The 18,160-nt window shown below is 42.4% G+C and carries 19 protein-coding genes; all 19 read right to left on the reverse strand.

Annotated features, from left to right (window positions below; all coding sequences use genetic code 11):
• Positions 1 to 50 precede the first annotated feature (50 nt).
• Complete coding sequence (locus tag ADH27_RS04650; protein WP_048716084.1) at positions 51 to 890, reverse strand: thymidylate synthase; 840 nt, start codon at positions 888 to 890, stop codon at positions 51 to 53.
• Positions 891 to 984: 94 nt separating this feature from the next.
• Entirely contained in the window at positions 985 to 1,944 is a 960-nt protein-coding gene (locus ADH27_RS04655) for an ROK family glucokinase (RefSeq protein WP_048716086.1), read from the reverse strand.
• 135 nt (positions 1,945 to 2,079) lie between these two features.
• Positions 2,080 to 2,610, reverse strand: a complete 531-nt coding sequence (locus ADH27_RS04660) for a DUF308 domain-containing protein (RefSeq protein ID WP_048716088.1) — start codon at positions 2,608 to 2,610, stop codon at positions 2,080 to 2,082.
• A gap of 10 nt (positions 2,611 to 2,620) precedes the next feature.
• Positions 2,621 to 4,492: an ABC-F family ATP-binding cassette domain-containing protein gene (locus ADH27_RS04665; protein ID WP_048716090.1), complete on the reverse strand. Its 1,872-nt coding sequence runs from the start codon at positions 4,490 to 4,492 to the stop codon at positions 2,621 to 2,623.
• A complete protein-coding gene (locus ADH27_RS04670) occupies positions 4,489 to 5,709 on the reverse strand; it encodes a CCA tRNA nucleotidyltransferase (RefSeq protein WP_048716092.1) in 1,221 nt (406 codons plus the stop codon). The genes ADH27_RS04665 and ADH27_RS04670 overlap by 4 nt, the downstream gene beginning before the upstream one ends.
• Positions 5,706 to 6,473 carry a 4-hydroxy-tetrahydrodipicolinate reductase gene (gene dapB, locus ADH27_RS04675; protein WP_048716094.1) on the reverse strand — a complete coding sequence of 256 codons (768 nt, stop codon included), beginning with the start codon at positions 6,471 to 6,473 and terminating at the stop codon, positions 5,706 to 5,708. Before dapB ends, ADH27_RS04670 begins: the two co-directional genes overlap by 4 nt.
• Before the next feature lie 9 nt (positions 6,474 to 6,482).
• On the reverse strand, positions 6,483 to 7,331 hold the full coding sequence (locus ADH27_RS04680) for a DegV family protein (protein WP_048716096.1): 849 nt from the start codon (positions 7,329 to 7,331) through the stop codon (positions 6,483 to 6,485).
• 3 nt (positions 7,332 to 7,334) lie between these two features.
• Complete coding sequence (locus tag ADH27_RS04685; RefSeq protein WP_006596301.1) at positions 7,335 to 7,709, reverse strand: DUF1149 family protein; 375 nt, start codon at positions 7,707 to 7,709, stop codon at positions 7,335 to 7,337.
• A gap of 141 nt (positions 7,710 to 7,850) precedes the next feature.
• Positions 7,851 to 9,818, reverse strand: coding sequence for a PTS fructose transporter subunit IIABC (locus ADH27_RS04690; protein WP_048716098.1), 1,968 nt, complete (start codon positions 9,816 to 9,818; stop codon positions 7,851 to 7,853).
• Positions 9,815 to 10,726 carry a 1-phosphofructokinase gene (gene pfkB, locus ADH27_RS04695; protein WP_048716100.1) on the reverse strand — a complete coding sequence of 304 codons (912 nt, stop codon included), beginning with the start codon at positions 10,724 to 10,726 and terminating at the stop codon, positions 9,815 to 9,817. The genes ADH27_RS04690 and pfkB overlap by 4 nt, the downstream gene beginning before the upstream one ends.
• Positions 10,723 to 11,466: a DeoR/GlpR family DNA-binding transcription regulator gene (locus tag ADH27_RS04700; RefSeq protein ID WP_048716102.1), complete on the reverse strand. Its 744-nt coding sequence runs from the start codon at positions 11,464 to 11,466 to the stop codon at positions 10,723 to 10,725. Before ADH27_RS04700 ends, pfkB begins: the two co-directional genes overlap by 4 nt.
• A 380-nt stretch (positions 11,467 to 11,846) precedes the next feature.
• Complete coding sequence (locus ADH27_RS04705) at positions 11,847 to 14,054, reverse strand: CAP domain-containing protein (protein ID WP_048716104.1); 2,208 nt, start codon at positions 14,052 to 14,054, stop codon at positions 11,847 to 11,849.
• 129 nt (positions 14,055 to 14,183) lie between these two features.
• Complete coding sequence (trmD, locus tag ADH27_RS04710) at positions 14,184 to 14,900, reverse strand: tRNA (guanosine(37)-N1)-methyltransferase TrmD (protein ID WP_048716106.1); 717 nt, start codon at positions 14,898 to 14,900, stop codon at positions 14,184 to 14,186.
• Positions 14,890 to 15,408, reverse strand: coding sequence for a ribosome maturation factor RimM (rimM, locus tag ADH27_RS04715; RefSeq protein ID WP_023023341.1), 519 nt, complete (start codon positions 15,406 to 15,408; stop codon positions 14,890 to 14,892). Before rimM ends, trmD begins: the two co-directional genes overlap by 11 nt.
• Positions 15,409 to 15,443: 35 nt before the next feature.
• On the reverse strand, positions 15,444 to 16,226 hold the full coding sequence (locus ADH27_RS04720; protein ID WP_048716108.1) for an alpha/beta fold hydrolase: 783 nt from the start codon (positions 16,224 to 16,226) through the stop codon (positions 15,444 to 15,446).
• A gap of 75 nt (positions 16,227 to 16,301) precedes the next feature.
• The gene (locus ADH27_RS04725) at positions 16,302 to 16,634 is read right to left on the reverse strand and encodes a MazG nucleotide pyrophosphohydrolase domain-containing protein (protein WP_048716110.1); all 333 of its coding nucleotides are present in this window, start codon (positions 16,632 to 16,634) and stop codon (positions 16,302 to 16,304) included.
• Between the two features lie 42 nt (positions 16,635 to 16,676).
• Positions 16,677 to 16,916, reverse strand: a complete 240-nt coding sequence (kphA, locus tag ADH27_RS04730; RefSeq protein WP_003001620.1) for an RNA-binding protein KphA — start codon at positions 16,914 to 16,916, stop codon at positions 16,677 to 16,679.
• 19 nt (positions 16,917 to 16,935) lie between these two features.
• Complete coding sequence (gene rpsP, locus ADH27_RS04735) at positions 16,936 to 17,208, reverse strand: 30S ribosomal protein S16 (RefSeq protein WP_006596292.1); 273 nt, start codon at positions 17,206 to 17,208, stop codon at positions 16,936 to 16,938.
• A gap of 123 nt (positions 17,209 to 17,331) precedes the next feature.
• Positions 17,332 to 18,081, reverse strand: a complete 750-nt coding sequence (locus ADH27_RS10410; protein WP_048716112.1) for a hypothetical protein — start codon at positions 18,079 to 18,081, stop codon at positions 17,332 to 17,334.
• Between the last annotated feature and the right edge of the window lie 79 nt (positions 18,082 to 18,160).

The raw sequence follows: 18,160 nt of genomic DNA on the forward strand, positions 1-18,160 counted from the left end.
AAAAAATCATAACATTCTTCCTATTTATATTGTGTTTCTAAGTAGCATTTCTAGATTGCCAAATCAAACTTCAACTGAGGTTTGACAGGATCATAGTCCTCCAGTACAAAATCCTCAGCTTTGATTTCAAAGAAATTAGTGCCATCTGGTACGTTCAAGACCAAACGAGGCTGGCAATCCGAAGGCTCGCGTCGGAGCAATTCCTCTGCCTGTTCGAATTGGTTATCATAGATGTGCAAGTTGTTGATAAAGTAAAAGAACTTGCCAACCTTCCAGCCAAAGTGCTTGGCGATCATCATCTGAAGGGCTACATACTGCATGGCATTGATATGGTGCGCCACCAACATATCATTCGAACGTTGGGTCAAGGTCGCATCCAGATAGATTTCCCCGTTGACACGACGCACATCAAACATGGTTTGAAAGGCACAAGGTAAGAGCCCTTCTGACTCTTCAAAGGCTTGATAGTCCCAGAGAGAAATGATATTGCGACGATTCCAAGGATTGGCTTCTAGTTGTTTGAGAATCTTGTTGATGATGTCGTGTTTTTTAACGACAGCACCATAGCGCTCCCCAATCGTTCCCGTGTCTCCCACTTCCCAATCATTCCAGTAGTGGACCTGATACTTGTCATTTAGGAGCTCTAAACTATTGGACTGGTCCTGGTAAATCCAGAGCATTTCCTTTATGGCGGACTTGATGGCAATAGGACGAAGAGTTGTAATAGGATACTCGCCCTTGGCCAGATCAAACTCCATAAAAGCCCCAGTGATGTACTTGGAATTGGCTGTTGTGCCATCCTTGTACTTGGGCCGAGCTTGCTCAGACCAGACGCCTTCTTCCATAATTCTTCGAATATTTTCTTTAAAAAGGATATCTGCTTTTGTCATTCAATCTCCTTAAATACTGTAATACCTACATTATAACACAGGATAAATAAAAAGAGTCCCAAATAATTCAATTTAGAACTCTTTCTGTATGATTCTATTGTAGGACAAGTGATGCAGCCCCAATAACTCCTGCATCATTTCCAAGATTAGCAAGCACCAATTGGGTTGACGTACGGACTTGTGGGAAGGTATTTTCATCAAAGACCTTTTGAACCCCATCCAAGAGGAATTGGCCTGCTGCTGATACACCACCACCGATGACAATGTTGGCTGGGTTCAAGACACTAGCGATGTTGGCGCAAGCAATACCCAAGTATTGAGAGAAATGACGGTAGACAATCAAGGCCAACTCATCTCCATCTTTAGCAAGATCAAAGACTGTCTTAGCTGTGACTTCTTCGCCATCATCAATGAGACGTTTCAAGGTCGCATCTCCTGCGTATTCATCTGCATAACGGCGGGTCAAATTGACAATACCAGTTGCTGAAGCTACTGTTTCCAAGCAACCTTTCTTACCACAGGTACAATCAAATGGACGATCAAAATCAACTGTGATATGGCCAAGTTCACCAGCAACACCACCTGCACCGTGCAAGAGTTTTCCTTCTGCTACGATACCGCCACCAACACCAGTTCCAAGTGTCATGAAGACGACATCCGGTTGGTTTTCACCAGCACCTTTCCAACGTTCACCAAGGGCAGCTACGTTGGCATCATTATCGATGAAGAAAGGAATTCCCAAGGCAGATTCAATATCTTTCTTGATAGGCTGTACAGTTTTCCAGTTGAGGTTGTAGGCTCCAACGACAGTTCCTTCGAAGCGATCCACTGCACCAGGAGAACCCATCCCGATTCCAATAAAATCTTCTGCGGATAAGTTCAACAATTCCAAGCGGTGTTTGATGGAAGCGATGATATCAGGAACGATGTGACTTCCTTCGTCGAGGATGTTGGTCTTGATAGACCACTTCTCTTGAATCTCTCCTTCTTGCGTCAAAATGGCAAATTTGACAGATGTTCCACCTAAGTCAATACCAATAATTTTTTTGGACATTTTACACTCCTTTGTTCCTATTCTCTTGACACTAGTATACCAAAATGTGAAAAGGGTTTCAATTGTTTTTCAAGAATTCTCTCAATTTCATTTACAAAAAAAGAACCTGTCTGCAAAAACACAGACAGGAGTTCATTACTCTTCGTTATGAAGTTTTAAAAAGAGCCTCAAGGATTGGACCCCAATCACGAAGAAGAACAAGCCCAAAATATGTAACAAGAAGATACTAATAGATAGTGGACTGACAATGAGAAATAAACCTATAAACAGCTCAATCAGCCCCCAAAATGTAAACTTCTTGGATAATTCTTCAGATCGTTTGGATAGGTAATGGGCTTTTTTCAAACTCAAGGCAGACTTATACAAGAGCCAAATTCCAAGTGTAATCGGAAAGACAATCGGCAAGGTCTTATAGCCATATAGCAAGAGATAGACTGCAAAGACTAGCGAGACCACGCTTTGAAATAAATAGGGATCCGACAAGGTCGCTTGGGTCCGTAGACGATAGTAACGCGACAAACGCGAAACTGAAATCAAGAAAAAGCCCAGAGAAATCAACCAACTAAAGGTGGCAATTTTTTCGATTGGATTTACAAAAAGAACAAAACCAATGCCACAGAATAAAAATGATGACAGCAAAAGACTGTATTTACTAATATGGTGCATCCTTCCTCCTTTAGTTTTCTGCCAGCTCACTCAAGTACTCATACCGTTCGTACTTGGCTAAGAGCCGCTCGTTTTCTTCATCCATCTGACGCTGGAGACTGGACAACTTACCGAAGTCAGAACCATTCTCATTCATCTCAGCCTCGATGGTTGCAATCTTGTTTTCAATCTCTTCGATCTCACTCTCAATAGTCGCCCACTCCTGCTTTTCCTGGTAGCTCATCCGTTTCTTTTCTTCTCGGACTTTGACTACCTTTTCTTTTTCAGGCTTGCTACTTTCAGCAACCATTTCTAGCTCAAACTTTTTCTCATCTAGGTAATCCGTATAATTTCCAAAGAACTCACGAATGCCACCATTTTCAAAAGCTAGAATCTTAGAAGCAACCTTGTCTAGGAAATAACGGTCGTGACTAACCGTGATGACCGGACCGCCGAATCCTTGTAGGAAATTCTCTAACACTGTCAAGGTCGCGATATCCAAATCATTGGTCGGCTCGTCTAAAAGCAAGACATTTGGTTTTTCAATGAGGAGCTTCAAAAGATACAAGCGTTTCTTCTCACCACCAGATAGTTTTTCAATCAAGGTGCCGTGGGTCGAACGAGGGAAGAGAAATTGCTCCAGCAATTCAGCGATTGAGGTAGATCCTGCGCTGGTCTTGACTTCTTCCGCCACTTCTTGCAGGAAGTTAATCATCCGCTTGCTTTCGTCCAAGCCTTCGATCTGTTGCGAGAAGTAGGCAATCCGTACCGTTTCTCCAATAATGACCTTCCCAGCAGTTGGTTGAAGTTTCCCAGCAATGAGGTTGAGCAAGGTTGACTTCCCAACTCCATTATCTCCTACAATACCAATCCGATCTTTGTTTTGAACCAATAGATTAAACCGCTGCAGAATCGGTCCTTGATCATAGGCGAAATCGACATCTTGAAATTCGATGACTTTCTTACCGATTCGACTGGTTTCAAAGGACATTTCTAGATCTGTTTCTGTAACCTGGTGAGATAGGTCCTTTTTGAGGTCGTGGAAACGATTGATCCGAGCCTGTTGCTTAGTAGCACGCGCCTGCGGTTGGCGACGCATCCAGGTCAATTCTTGTTTATAGAGTTGTTGCTTCTTGTGAAGAAGAGCCGCATCCCGTTCGTCCTGCTCAGCTTTTAAGCGAACGTAATCCTGATAATTTCCTTGGTATTCGACAAGACCAGCACGGTCCAATTCGAAAATACGAGTTGAAATATTGTCCAAGAAATAACGGTCATGGGTGATGAAAAGTACGGTTTTCTTAGAGTTCTTAAGGAAATTGGTCAACCATTCGATGGTATCAATATCCAGATGGTTGGTCGGCTCATCTAACAGCAACAAATCATGGTCTCCCAAGAGAACCTGTGCTAGCTGGACACGGCGCCGCAGTCCACCAGACAAACTCCCCACCTTAGCAGACAAATCCTGAATCCCCAATTTGGTCAGGACTGTTTTGACTTGGCTTTCGATTTCCCAAGCATTGAGAGAGTCCATCTCTGCCATGACTTTTTCCAGTTTCGCTTGCTGGCTCTCATCGTACTGGCTCGTCAACAACTCATATTGACGAATCAATCGGAGCTCTTTCACATCTTCTGACAAAACTGTATCGAGGACCGTCTTGCTATCATCAAATTGAGGTTCTTGGGTCAGATAACCAATCTTATAATCATTCTTTGCAGAAAAAGGAGAACGATCTCCATCATAGCCTGCACGACCAGACAAAACATCTAAGAGAGTGGTTTTACCTGTCCCATTGACCCCGATTAGTCCAATCCGATCCAGCTCATGAATGATAAAAGAAATATCTTTAAAGACCGTCTTATCCCCGACGGACTTGGTTAGTTTTTCAACAATAAAATCGCTCATACTTCCCCCTTCTCGGCTTCAAGATAGCGGCTCAAAAAATCACCAATGGCTTGTTTGTCATTCTCTAATTCACCATCTACAATGGCCCATTCAATAGCAGAAAGCACTTGTCCTAGATCTGGACCTGGTTTTAAGCCATATTCCTTCATCAACATCCCACCATTGACCACGATTTCGTGCTTATCATGAATAGCTAGAGAATCATACAATTCTTCGATGATTTGGAAATCTACGGGCAATCCATGAGCCTGACGCAGTTCTTCCGCTAACAAGAGAAGTCTACGGTCATAGCGATAGACATCCCGACGATTTAAACTAGCCTTTTCACGCAAGCGGTAGATTTCAACAAACTGTTCCACCTTCTTAGCGAAGTCACGAGAGGTTTTCCATTTCTTGAAGAAAGCAGAGACCTTATTCTCATCTAAGGTCAAGAGTAAAGCAGCCCAAGCTTGCTCAGAACTCGTAAAGGTATAGTCCATGGACAACTGGAACAGTTTCTCTAGTGACGATTGGCTGTTTTGTAAGAGAGGGAGGTACTGATAGCTTTTGCTAGCAATCACACCTTCCAATCCCTTGCGCCAAAAAGGAGCTAAGAGGAGCTTATCCAACTCAATAAAGACTCGCTCAACAGAGATTTTCTCCAACAAGGGAGCGCAATCTGTCATAGCCTTAAAGGTTGCTTCTTCTAGATCAAATCCAAGACTGGCCTGAAAGCGAAAACCACGCATGATCCGAAGGGCATCTTCGTTAAAGCGTTCTGTCGCCACACCAACAGCGCGCAAAACCCGATTTTCCAAATCTTCAAGTCCGTTGAAGAGGTCAATAATTTCCCCTTCCTCACTCAAGGCAAAGGCATTGACGGTAAAATCGCGGCGCTTGAGATCTTCTTCTAAGGAACGGACGAAAGTAACTCCACTAGGTCTTCGAAAGTCGACGTAGACATCCTCTGTTCGAAAAGTGGTAATTTCATATTCTTGATGATTCTCAAGAACTAAGACCGTCCCGTGTTCAATCCCGACATCAATGGTCCGCTCGAAAATAGCCTTGGTCTCTTCCGGGTAAGAGGAGGAGGCAATGTCTACATCGTGGATGGGACGACCTAAAATGGCATCCCGTACAGAGCCCCCGACGAAATAAGCTTCATATCCAGCTTTTCGAATCTTTTCTAATATTGGCAAAGCCTCCTGAAATTCAGAAGGCAGTTTTTTTAATCTCATAATAGATGTTCTAAACCATAGACAAGCTCATGACGCTTGACTACTTCTTTTACTCCTAGATTGACCCCTGTCATGAAGGACACCCGATCGTAGGAATCGTGGCGTAAGGTCAATCCTTCTCCTTGACTACCGAAAATTACTTCTTGGTGAGCTACCAGACCAGGCAAACGAACCGAATGGATGTGCATGCCTTGGTAGTTAGCACCTCGAGCACCTGGAAGACTCTCTTCTTCATCTGGCGCTCCCTGCTCTTGTGGTTGACGGACCTGACTGATCAGCTCAGCTGTCTTCACAGCAGTCCCACTCGGTGCATCCTTCTTCTTATCATGATGCAACTCGATAATCTCTACATTCGGGAAATACTTAGCTGCCTGTGCTGCAAATTGCATGAGCAAAACTGCTCCTATAGCAAAGTTTGGCGCGATGAGGCCTCCAAGATTCTTCTCACGAGACAATTCAATCAAATCAGTGATTTCTTCTGTTGTAAATCCAGTTGTCCCAACCACAGGCGCTAGTCCATGCTCCAAAGCAAAGCGGGTATGTTCATACGCCACTTTAGGGATGGTGAAGTCAATCCACACATCCGCATCCAGCGACAAAACACCTTCTTTGTCATGAAAGACTGGAACACCTGCCAGTTCGTTTTCAGACGCATGGGGGTCAATCAAGCCAACTAGTTCAAGCTCGGGGTCTTCTAACACCATGTGATAGGCTGCTTGGCCCATCTTCCCTTTAAAACCTGCAATCACTACTTTAATTGGCATGTTTTCTCCTTATACTTTCGGTACAAAACTGATAGCAACACTGTGATTTCCTAAGTGCGTACCAATGACACTGCCAAAGGTCGCAAATGGAATCTCACCAGCAAAACCGTCTTGATGAAGAATATCGCGAAGCGTTTCTGCTTTATCCAGTGCATTCCCATGGATGATAATGATCTGATAGTCTTTATCCGCAGTTTCTTCTTTGACAATCTCAGCTAAGCGTTTGATGGCTTTTTTCTCAGTCCGGACTTTCTCGTATACCTCAATCACACCTTCCTCGTTAAAATAGAGGATGGGCTTGATACTGAGGAGATTCCCTAGAATCGCCGCACCATTGGAGAGACGACCCCCTTTGACCAAGTGATTGAGATCATCAACCATGATGTAGGCAGAAGTCCCATCGATTTGTGTCTGGATGTTGGCTAGAATTTCATCAAAAGAACGTCCTTCATCAGCCCATTTAACTGCTTCTTCAGCCATCCACCCAAGAGGGGCGCTGGTAATCTTAGAATCTGGAAAAGCTATCGTAAGATTTGGGAATTCATCTTTCATATACTGGATATTCTGATAGAAACCAGAAATACCAGAAGAAAGGAAAATCCCTAAAACATGGGTATAGCCTTTAGCCTCTAGTTGCGGTAAGAGTTCTTCTAATTCCGCGATACTAGGTTGGCTCGTTTTCGGAAGTTCAGAAGAAGCTTCCATCTTTTGATAGAACTCTTCTGCTGTCAGGTTTTTACCTTCTACATAAGATACTCCATCAATGACAACTGGAATATCTAGGACAAATAAATTATCGTGTCCTCTTGATTCATCTGATAGATAGGCAGAAGAATCTGTGATGACTGCTAATTTCATGCATTAAAACTCCAAATTAATCCCTGGTAAATCAAGGGCGATTTCAGTTACCTCATAGGTCAAACGATTCAGCATATTCAAGCAAGGACGAGCTAGTTCTTCCACTTCTTCTTTGCTGAATTCGCTTGGCTCGCTGACCAAACGATTGTGAATGTGGTTGATTTGGGTAATGGTCCCGCTGATGACAAAGCCATCAAAAACAATCATATAGGTCAAAATAACGATTAAAGAGGTTGTCTTCAACTCTGTATCGCGTTGAATCAATTGAAAGTTGACGTCTACTTTTGTCTCGGGAGTTCCGTTTTCTTTTTCCCATTCAAAGTTACGAGCATCATAATGATACTGGCTGACGAATTCTTTTTCACGTTGGATATCCATACTTGTTCTCCTAAAAATAAGCGTTACGAAAATTATACCATAAATTAAAACAAGATTCTATTGCAGAACCATGTCTTTTCACACTGTTTTCTATCAAAGAAAGAGAAAAAGGCTGGGGAAATCCCAACCTTTTAGTCATGTTTAGTTTTTTGGTTTGCGAAGCAATCCGAATAAGATACCACTTACGACCGCACCGATCAATACGAACAAGATGTAAAGAAGTGGATTTGAAGTAAGGGCGATAACGAAGATTCCTCCGTGAGGAGCCATCAGTTTCAAGCCTGCAAGACCAACAAGGGCACCTGTCAAGGCTGAACCTGCGATGAAGCTTGGAATAGCACGAGCAGGGTCAGCTGCACCGAATGGAATGGCACCTTCTGTGATGAAGGAAAGACCCATAACGATGTTTGTCAAACCTGAATCGCGTTCTTCTTGTGTGAATTTATCTTTAAACAATACAGTTGCTACGAATACTGCCAACGGAGGAACCATACCAGCCGCCATAACGGCTGCCATAACAATAGAACCACCTGAAGCAACAGATTCAGCAAGTGTACCTGTAGCGAAGACATAAGCGGCTTTGTTCACTGGTCCACCCATATCGACAGCCATCATACCGCCGACGAGAAGTCCAAGAAGGACAGCTGAGCTACCTGACAAGCTTGAAAGGAAGTTGTTAAGACCAGTATTGATAGCAGCCATTGGAATATTGATGAGGAACATCAAGAAGCCTGTCAAACCAACACCAAGTAATGGCAAGAGAAGGATTGAACGGATACCATCAAGAGAGCGTGGAAGTCCTGCTAGAGCTTTACGAAGAACAAGAATCACTCCACCTGCTAAGAAACCACCAACTAAGGCACCAAGGAAACCAGATGATACTGCACCTGGCAACTCACCTTTAGCAGCGCCGTAGGCGATATTTCCAAATGCTGATCCTGAACTAGCAATGGATCCAGCGATAAACCCTGCTACAAAACCAGGTTTTTCAGCGATTGAGAATCCGATGTAACCTGCAAGTACAGGAAGCATGAAGCCAAAGGCCGCACCACCGATTGTTTTGAATTGAGCTGCTAATTCATGGTATGAACCAAGTTGAGACAATTGATCTTGAGGCACCCCAAGAATTTGGTCAATCAAGAAGGCAAGGGCAATCAAGATACCACCACCGATAACGAATGGAAGCATTTGAGAAACCCCACTCATCAAGTGTTTGTAGAAGGCTCCACCCAAGCTTAATTTTTCTTGGCTAGCGCTAGCTTGTGCAGCATTTTCAGCGTGGAAGACTTCTGCTTTGCCATCCAAGATGGTTTGGATCAATTCTTCTGTCTGACGGATACCAGCTGCGACTGGTTTAGAGATCAATTTTTTGCCATCGAAACGAGCGGTTTCAACTGCCTTATCTGCAGCAATGATGACCCCTTCAGCTTTTGCGATTTCTTCAGCTGTCAAGCGGTTGCCGACACCAGATGCACCGTTGGTTTCAACACGGACCGTAACACCCATTTCTTCCCCTTTTTTGATGAGGGCTTCTTCTGCCATGTAAGTGTGGGCGATACCTGTTGTACATGCTGTAACGGCAACGATGAGCGGTTTGTCAGATGAAGCTGCTTCTTTGACTGCTTCTGCTTTTTTCGCTTCTTCAGCCGCAGCTTCTTGCTCTTCTGCATCAAAGGCTGCGATCACTTGATCAGGAGTGCTTGCTTGTCGAAGTTTGTCCGCAAATCCTGGTTTCATCAAGTACTTAGACAATTCAGCAAGGGCTGCCAAGTGAGTGTCATTTGCTCCTTCTGGTGCGGCGATCATGAAGAACAAGTCTGTTGGTTGTCCATCAAGTGATGCATAGTCCACACCCTTGTTTGATTTTGCAAACAAGACCGTTGCTTCTTTAACAGCTTCATTTTTGCTGTGAGGCATAGCAATCCCGTCACCCAAACCAGTTGAAGTTTGTGCTTCACGGTTCAGGATGCCAGCCTTGAAGGTCTCAAAATCTGTCACCACACCATTGTCGACGAGCGATTGGACCATCTCATTGATCACGCCCTCTTTGTCTGTTGCTTGAAGATCAAACAACATCACGTTTTTATTTAAAACGTCTTGAATTTTCATAGTTTTTCTACCTCTACTTTTTCATAAGTTTCTTTAATATAGTCAGCTGTCGCCAAGTCATCTGAGAAGGTGGTCGCTGTTCCACAAGCCACACCCCATTTGAAGGCTTCGATGACATCTCCTGTTGTTGCGAGTTTCCCAGTGAAACCTGCTACCATGGAATCGCCAGCCCCGACAGAGTTCTTCACTTGCCCTTTGATGGGTTTTGCGAAGTAGGTACCACTTGGACTGACAAGAAGAGCTCCATCACACGCCATGGAAATAATGACGTTTTGTGCTCCTTTTGCCAAGATTTCCTTGGCGTAGCGTTCAATTTCTGGCAATTCCGTCAAGGTGACTCCAAAAATAGCTCCCAATTCATGGTTGTTTGGTTTGACCAATTGGGGATTGAACTCCAAGGAATCAATTAAGGTTTGCCCTTCAAAGTCACAAACGACTTGCGCACCTGTCGCACGAGTTGCTGCGATCAATTGTTTGTAAACAGCATTCCCAAGTGAAGATGGGGCAGATCCTGCAAAGACTACCACATCATCTGCTGTTAACCTCGATAAGATGCTGAGCAATTCTTGCAACTGAGCTTCCGTGACTTCTGGGCCATTCCCATTGATCTCTGTTTCCTCATCAGCTTTGATCTTGACATTGATCCGTGTATCTTGGTCCACTGTCACAAAGTTGGTTGAAATGGCTTCGCTGGTCAGTACGTCTTCAATGAAGCGTCCTGTGAAACCACCTATAAATCCAGTCGCTGTGTTCTCGATATCGAGACGCTTTAAGACACGACTGACATTGATTCCCTTACCACCGGCGAATTTATCTTCCGAAGCCATCCGATTGACCGCCCCTGTCTCTACATGATCGAGACGGACGATGTAATCAATCGCTGGATTTAATGTAACTGTATAAATCAAACCTCAATAACCTCCGTTTTTTCTTTTAATTTAGAAAGGATTTCCGTATCTGAAGCATTGGTAATGATGGTTGCTCTCTTCACCGGAGCTACCTTAACAAAAGATGTCCGCCCAAGTTTTGACGAGTCTAGAAGAATGTAAGTATTCTTTGCATTCTCTAAAATGGCCCGTTTGACTGCCCCCTCTTCAAGATCCGGAGTGCTGTACGACTCTAGGTCGACGCCATTCATCCCAATAAAAGCTCGATCGAAACTTAACTGACCGATTTGATTCAAGGCCATCCCTCCGATGCTAGCGTCAGTCGATGTTTTAACCATCCCTCCGATGATGACCGTCGGAATATCTCTCTCCACTAAACTCGCTGCATGGTGAATGGAATTGGTCACAACTGTAACGGTTGGATTGGCCAATTCATGGACTAACAATTCATTGGTGGTTCCTGCATCTATAAAGACAACTTCAAAATCTTTGATCAATTCTGCTGCTTTTTTTGCAATGGCAGATTTTTCTTGCACGTTTTTGATTGCTTTATCTTTATTGCTTTCTTCTTCTTGCAAGGAATGGAGACTTTCTGCCCCACCGTGAATTCGTCTTAGTTTATTCTCAGCTTCTAGTTCATCTAAATCGCGCCGAACCGTTGATTCTGAAGAGTTTAACTCTTGAACCAAATCCTCAATAGAGACGATTCGCTCTTTGATAACCTTTTCTAAAATGATATGTTTTCGTTCAGATTTTAACATATAACCTCCTTTCGGAAACGATTACAAGGACTATTATACTCTCTTATCTTTCAAAGTCAAGCACTAAATATCATTTTCTTTCATTTTCTATCAATTTCTTTAAAATCGTCCATTATTCTTTCTTTTCATATCGCTACTTAAGGCTTGAATTAATTCCTAAAACCCTCAGCAGCAAATTTCTGACAGAACAAAAAAGAGGCTGGGACAAAAGTCCTAGCCTCTCAATTGTCTTTGAATTATCGAGCAAGACGCAGTGGTTGAGTGGGCTCTACTACGCTGATTTCATCAGCTTTTACAGCCCTACTCAACTGTGCGGAGGTGGGACGACGAAATCGAATTCTAACGAATTACCGATTTCTGTCCCACTCTCACTTTAACAACTATTCATCTTTTTTAAAACCAAGCCCTCGGAACCATTTGGATAATCCCTTTTTACTTTTGTGTTCGTCTTTTCCAGTAGCTTTCTCAAGGTTAGCTTCGTCTTGCAAGTGATATTCTGATTTAGTAGAAGCCAGTAACGAAACTTGGGCCTGATCAGTAACTTCTTCCCCTCCTGCTACTACAGGTTGGTTTCCATCCTCATTTGACTGAATTTTCTCTATCCGACTTCTGAACTCACTAGCTTCCTTTTGATAAGCCATAAAACTTGCAAAAGCTGTTTCAAATTCTACTTTTTTCTCTTCAAGTTCAGTTTTTGCGGAAGCCACCAAGGCTTGGGCATCAACTAGCAGTTCAGATGAATTGGTAAACAGTTTCAGATGACCTTTAGCTTGCGTTAATTGTTTTTGAGCGATTTGAAGTTGGGCATGTGCTCCTTCAAGCTTAGATGCAGTCTCTTTTGCTACATTCTGTAAAGCTTCTAATTGCTTTTTATCTTCTTCTAATGCTAGAGCAACATTTTTCAAGGCTTCTTCTTTCGGGCTAATACTACCTTGTATCCGAGCCCGTGATACTGCCAGTGAGTTTTCCGCTTCCTTGACTTCTATCGACGCAGCCTGCCATTTCTTCATTGCTGAAGCTAGGTTACGTTGAGCACGCGCCAATAGTTGCTCATGACTTGCAAGAGAATTCTTGACATCGAATAAATGCCCAGAAAGGATATTGATACGAGACTCTTGGTTAATCTTTTCGACCTTTAGTCTCTCCAATGTATTTTTTACAGCCTTCACATCCGCTTTTGTTGTCCTTGCATTGGCAACTTTTCTCATCCACTTGGTCAGTTCTTCACTGGTATAAAGCGGGCCTCCTTCTTCAAAGAAAGCTGCTTGAGATACTTCTAAATCTGGAGCATAGGCAACTGAAATAGCCTTGTATTGATTCCCCATCATGTGGATATAGTGGCCAACCTTAGCAAATAGCTCCGGTCCCACTTTTCTGGAGATTTGACTAGGATTTAGCTGACTTTCATCCGTCGGTAAATTGAATTGCTTGGCTAATTGACGATAGTGGTCTTTTTCACTATACCAGAAGGCAACCGCTTCTCTAGGTCGATAGCCCCAGGCAACATTCTCATTCTCTTGGTAACTGGACAAGCCTTTTCGATGGTTAACATAATACTCTGTTTGAAGTTGACTAGCAGGCAATTGATAAGGATCTACCAAGAGCTCCTCTAAACCAGCCTGGCGACGGTACTGATTAATCGTATCTACGATTTCTAACGCTTTTAAGACGTTATCTAATCTAGTGACCTTTCCACCTGCCAGTTGCTCCTCTTCACTCCTACGGCTATAAAGAGACAAGGCTTCGACAGCATCATGGTCACCTGCTTTGGCCCACTCTTGAAGTAAGATCTCATAGCTTGCCTGTTGAAGATTGATGGGACTTAGCATTGCCGCTTCACGGACCTGTTCTAACTCCACTTCTTTTAGGGAGATTTGATGGGCTAGTCGCTCAATTTTCTCCTGTGCGCCAGCAATCTCACTGGAAACCTGCTTTAAGACCTGAGGCACATTGGCATGAGTTTCTGTCAGATTAACTACTAATGCTTGAGCTATTTTTAATTCGTTTTGCGCCTGCTCCTCTTTTTGCTGTGCGTTGGCTAATACTGTCTCATCATTCTGGATGGGTTGTTTGGCTTTTCTCAATTCATTTCGTGCGATATCAACGAGTAACTGTTGGGCAGCGATTTTATTCTCTTGATTCTTGATGGCAGAACGGACTTGGCGATCGGCTTCTGTTGCTTGGCGTACCTTGTCTTCTTCTAAAGTAACAACTGCTTTAGCAACCGCAACTTCATTTTCAGTTTTGCCAATAGTGCTTTGATTGGAGTTTTGAATCCTTGTTTCAGTATTCTGTAAGTTAGCTTCAGCAGCTTCAAGACCAGACTTGGCTACATTGTATTCAGATTGAGCCTGGTTCAATTGTAACCGTTGATCTTCAACTCTTTTTTCAGCTTTTAACAACTGTTCATTTAAGATATTCATATCCATAAAACTTGAATCCATTTCAGTCACATCAGGCGATGGCTGATCCCCAGCATTCTTCTGGGCGATTTCCTCTGCTTGCGCCTTATGCCCAGCCAAAGCTGAAAAGAGGGTTGTCGCAGCGACACCCGTTGTAAAGACTGATTTTCCTAATTTTTTGCTCATTGCAATCCCCACCAAAACTTTTTCATTTCTCTTCTCTCTTCATAAGAATACCACATTTTGTTACCAATAACTAGTAGGATGGGAAAGATTTTTTCTAATTTTAGGGCAAAAGAAAAACAGCTGTCGCTGTTAGTCTTCTTGTTTAATTTGCTCCAACATCTTCTCTTCTTCTGCTGTCAATTCATAGTTTTCTAGCAGATCAGGGCGACGCTCCAAGGTCTTTTTCAAACTCTGGTAAAGACGCCATTGACGGATATTTTCATGGTGACCACTCATGAGGACATCTGGAACCGTCATCCCTCGGTATTCATAAGGCCGTGTGTATTGAGGATACTCTAAGAGACCAGACGAAAAACTATCATCCTGGTGGCTGGACTCTTTTCCAATCACCTCTGGAATCAAGCGGACTGTCGCATCAATCATGGTCATGGCTGCTAGCTCACCGCCCGTCAGAACATAATCTCCCAGAGAAATCTCATCTGTCACCAAGGTCTTTATCCGTTCATCGTAGCCTTCATAGTGACCACAGATAAAAATCAATTCATCTTCCTGAGCTAATTCTTCAGCATAGGCTTGGTCAAAAGTCCGACCAGCAGGGTCCAGTAAGATCACGCGCGGATTCTTCTTCTCAATGGCATCATAGGCATCAAAGATCGGCTGCGCTCGTAGAAGCATCCCTTGGCCGCCACCATAAGGTTCATCGTCCACATGGCGCGCCTTCTCCGCATATTCACGGAAATTATGGTAGTTGATCTCTAATAGGCCTTTCTCACGCGCTTTGCCGACGATCGAGTGCTCCAAAGGCGAAAACATCTCTGGAAAGAGGGTTAAAATATCAATCTTCATCGTCTAACCCTTCTAAGATGTCCACATCGACCCGATTACCCGGGATATCTATATTGAGCACCACTGGTGGGATATAAGGCAAGAGAAGGTCGCGTTTGCCTTTGCGTTTGACTACCCAGACATCATTAGCACCTGGTTGCAGGATTTCCTTGATCTGACCGATTAGTTGGTCATTTTCATAAACATCAAGGCCGATGATCTCATGGTAATAAAACTCGCCCTCATCCAAATCCGTCAAGTCTTCTTCCGCAACCTTGAGGCTAAAGCCCTTGAATTTTTCGATGGCATTGATATGATACATATCCTTAAACTTGATGATGTCGAAGTTCTTGTGCTTACGGTGGCTAGCAATGGTCACTGTTTGGACGAACTGATCCTTCTCATCAAAGAGAGCCAACTCTGCTCCTTTTTTAAAGCGCTCTTCCGCAAAGTCTGTCACAGACAAGACCCGCATTTCTCCTTGTAAGCCTTGGGTATTGACTATTTTCCCAACATTAAAGTAATTCATGATTTCACTACATTCCTCTTTTAATTAATTTATCTTTACAGTTCTCTAATAAGAGTTGCAATTTTTTCCGATTCTGACCAGTGTAGATAGTGGTGGTTTCCACCTAGAATGAGTTTCGTATTTGAATTCCAATATTCTGAATCTCTGTACTCTTTTTCTCTGTACGCCTGACAAAATACGAAAACAGGAATATTATCTGCTAAGGTCAAACTATCAAAATCTTCAGCGGTAATATTTACTGATATCTGAAATCCAGGAACTTGCTTTTCCAATTCTAAGCCCTTTTCTTCCATCAATTCCCAAATCAGTCTATCAGTTTCAGGTTCAAATGTTGCATGAGTTAGTCCCTTAAAATAATTTTCCGGACCACATTCTTCAATCATCCTCATTTGCTCTTCCATTTCTGGATAAGGATTTTTTGAAAAATCAGCAAACATTATATTTTTTGTTGTTGGTTCAATTGCTATCAAAGCTTGACACTTAATTGGTTTACTCAGTAACTTTAAAGCCAAAACACCACTTAAACTATGAACACAAAGTATATAATCGGAAATTTCCAACCCTTTCAGGATTTCGAATACTGCTTCAACAAGATTGTCCAAATTAATTCCTGTTTGACTATGAATCGGACTCCTGCCTGTATTCGGAAAATCAATCGTTAAGTAACCTATTGAGGAAGGAAGTTTTTCAAGGATTGGTAGGAAATTTTCATAACTTGGTATCAAACCAGCACCATTTAAACAAACTAGTATTTTATTTCCCTTTTTATAAGTAACAGAGAGACAACCAATCTTTGTAGTTACTTCAAATCGGTTCATATCAAAATAACTCCTTCTAAACAACAATTCACTTAACATTCTTAGGTTTTATTTTATCACGTTCAATAGATTTTCTCAAATGGACTTTCTTGCTAAAAAGCCTTCCAAATCTTGTTCATGCTGATACTTGATGGCTGCCTTCTTGTCTTTTTCAAAAATGGCCTTCGTTAGGTCGATATGGTTGATAGCTGCAATTGCCACTGTGTAATGAATGATATCTGCCAACTCCTTTGCCAATACCTCGTTTGAATCTTGGACACCTTCTTTTCTACCTGAACGTCCATTTAAAACCTCAGCGACTTCTCCAACTTCTTCCACTAGTTTGATAAAAAGTCCTTCTTCTGTTCTAGATTGTTGATAATGATCAAGTAAGTATTCCTCTAGTTGTCTAACTGTTAAATCTCTCATTCCTTCTCCTTGCAACAAAAAAACGGGACAGAGTCCCGCCTTTTATTTTTCGTCAATAACGATTCTTACTTTTTTATCTTCAGTTGGGACAGAGTAGACAATCGTTCTTATCGCAGAAATGGTGCGACCTTTCCGACCGATCACTCGACCAACATCGCTAGGATCAAGGTCAAGGTGGTACTCCAAGAATTCAGGAGTATCTTCGATCTTGATGGTTAAGGCATCCGGTTGTGAAATCAAAGGTTTCACAATTGCAATAATAAGATTTTCAATCGTATCCATACATCAACCTACTTTTTGATTATTTTGAGAATTTAGAATCGTGGAATTTCTTCAAGACACCTTCTTTTGAAAGGATGTTGCGAACTGTATCTGAAGGTTGAGCTCCATCAGCCAACCATGCAAGAACTCGGTCTTCTTTCAAAGTAACTTGGTTTTCTTCAACAAGTGGATTGTAAGTTCCAACTGTTTCGATGAAACGTCCATCACGTGGTGAACGTGAATCTGCTACGTTGATACGGTAGTAAGGTTTTTTCTTAGAACCCATACGAGTCAAACGAATTTTAACTGCCATTTTTATAAGTCTCTTTTCTATATTTTAATTTTCGGTGAAATAGACAAGCTATTTAGCACATGATCTATTATAACACATTTTATAGACCTGTCAAGAAAAAAACTTGACACTATTAAAAATTTTTTAATTGATCTCAAAGTAATAAGATCCTTCATCTTTGGAATCCGATTCAATCACATAGTTCCCAGAAGGAAGACCGGATACATCCAAGTGCTTCCCTTCAAATTCTTTGGCGAGGGAAGTTACCGTAACGGTAAAGGAAAACCCCTTAATTTGGCGGTAGGTAGCATAATCCAAGGTCAGAATCCCTCGAAGATCTGTTTCTCCTATTTTTTCAGCAGCTAGTAAGTCTCTTGCCAATTGATCTTCAAAATCGGGATTTTGGTTTGGTAACTGAAGACGAACCTCGCTTACCTCGAGGCCTTGTTGATGAAATCGCTTTTTTATCTCTTGCTTTAATTGTTGAAATCCTTGAGATTCCGTAAAGGCTCTTTCAAAAAACGGGGCTACTAACCAACTGTTGTAATGTTGAGCCAGTTCTCCTGCCGTGTCATAGTTTTTCCTAGTTTCTTCTTTTGATAGATGAGTCGCATCGGGAAAGTCAAACTGGACCGTCTTTCCCTCAACCCTTTCTTGATAGCTGTAGGCATATTCGGTCGACATCCCATGGAGTTTTGCTGCTTTAAAACTTAGGTCTCCTTTAAATCCCGCTTCCTGATAAAAGCCAGAAATTTGCTGTTGGATTTCTTTTTCTTCTTGATTACTAAAATAAAAAAGAAAACAAATCAAGAGAGCGCCCCCTATGAAGTATGCACGAATCAGGTAGCCGATCCATTTCTTGATCCTACCCTTTATTTGTTTTAATTTATTCATTCCTCCATGATAACAAAAAACTAGCCCGAGAGCTAGTTTGTAATGGAATGAAATTTGAACAAAGCTTATTCAGGTTGTT

Origin of the sequence: Streptococcus sp. 343_SSPC (assembly GCF_001072385.1) — a bacterium.
Lineage (GTDB): Bacteria > Bacillota > Bacilli > Lactobacillales > Streptococcaceae > Streptococcus.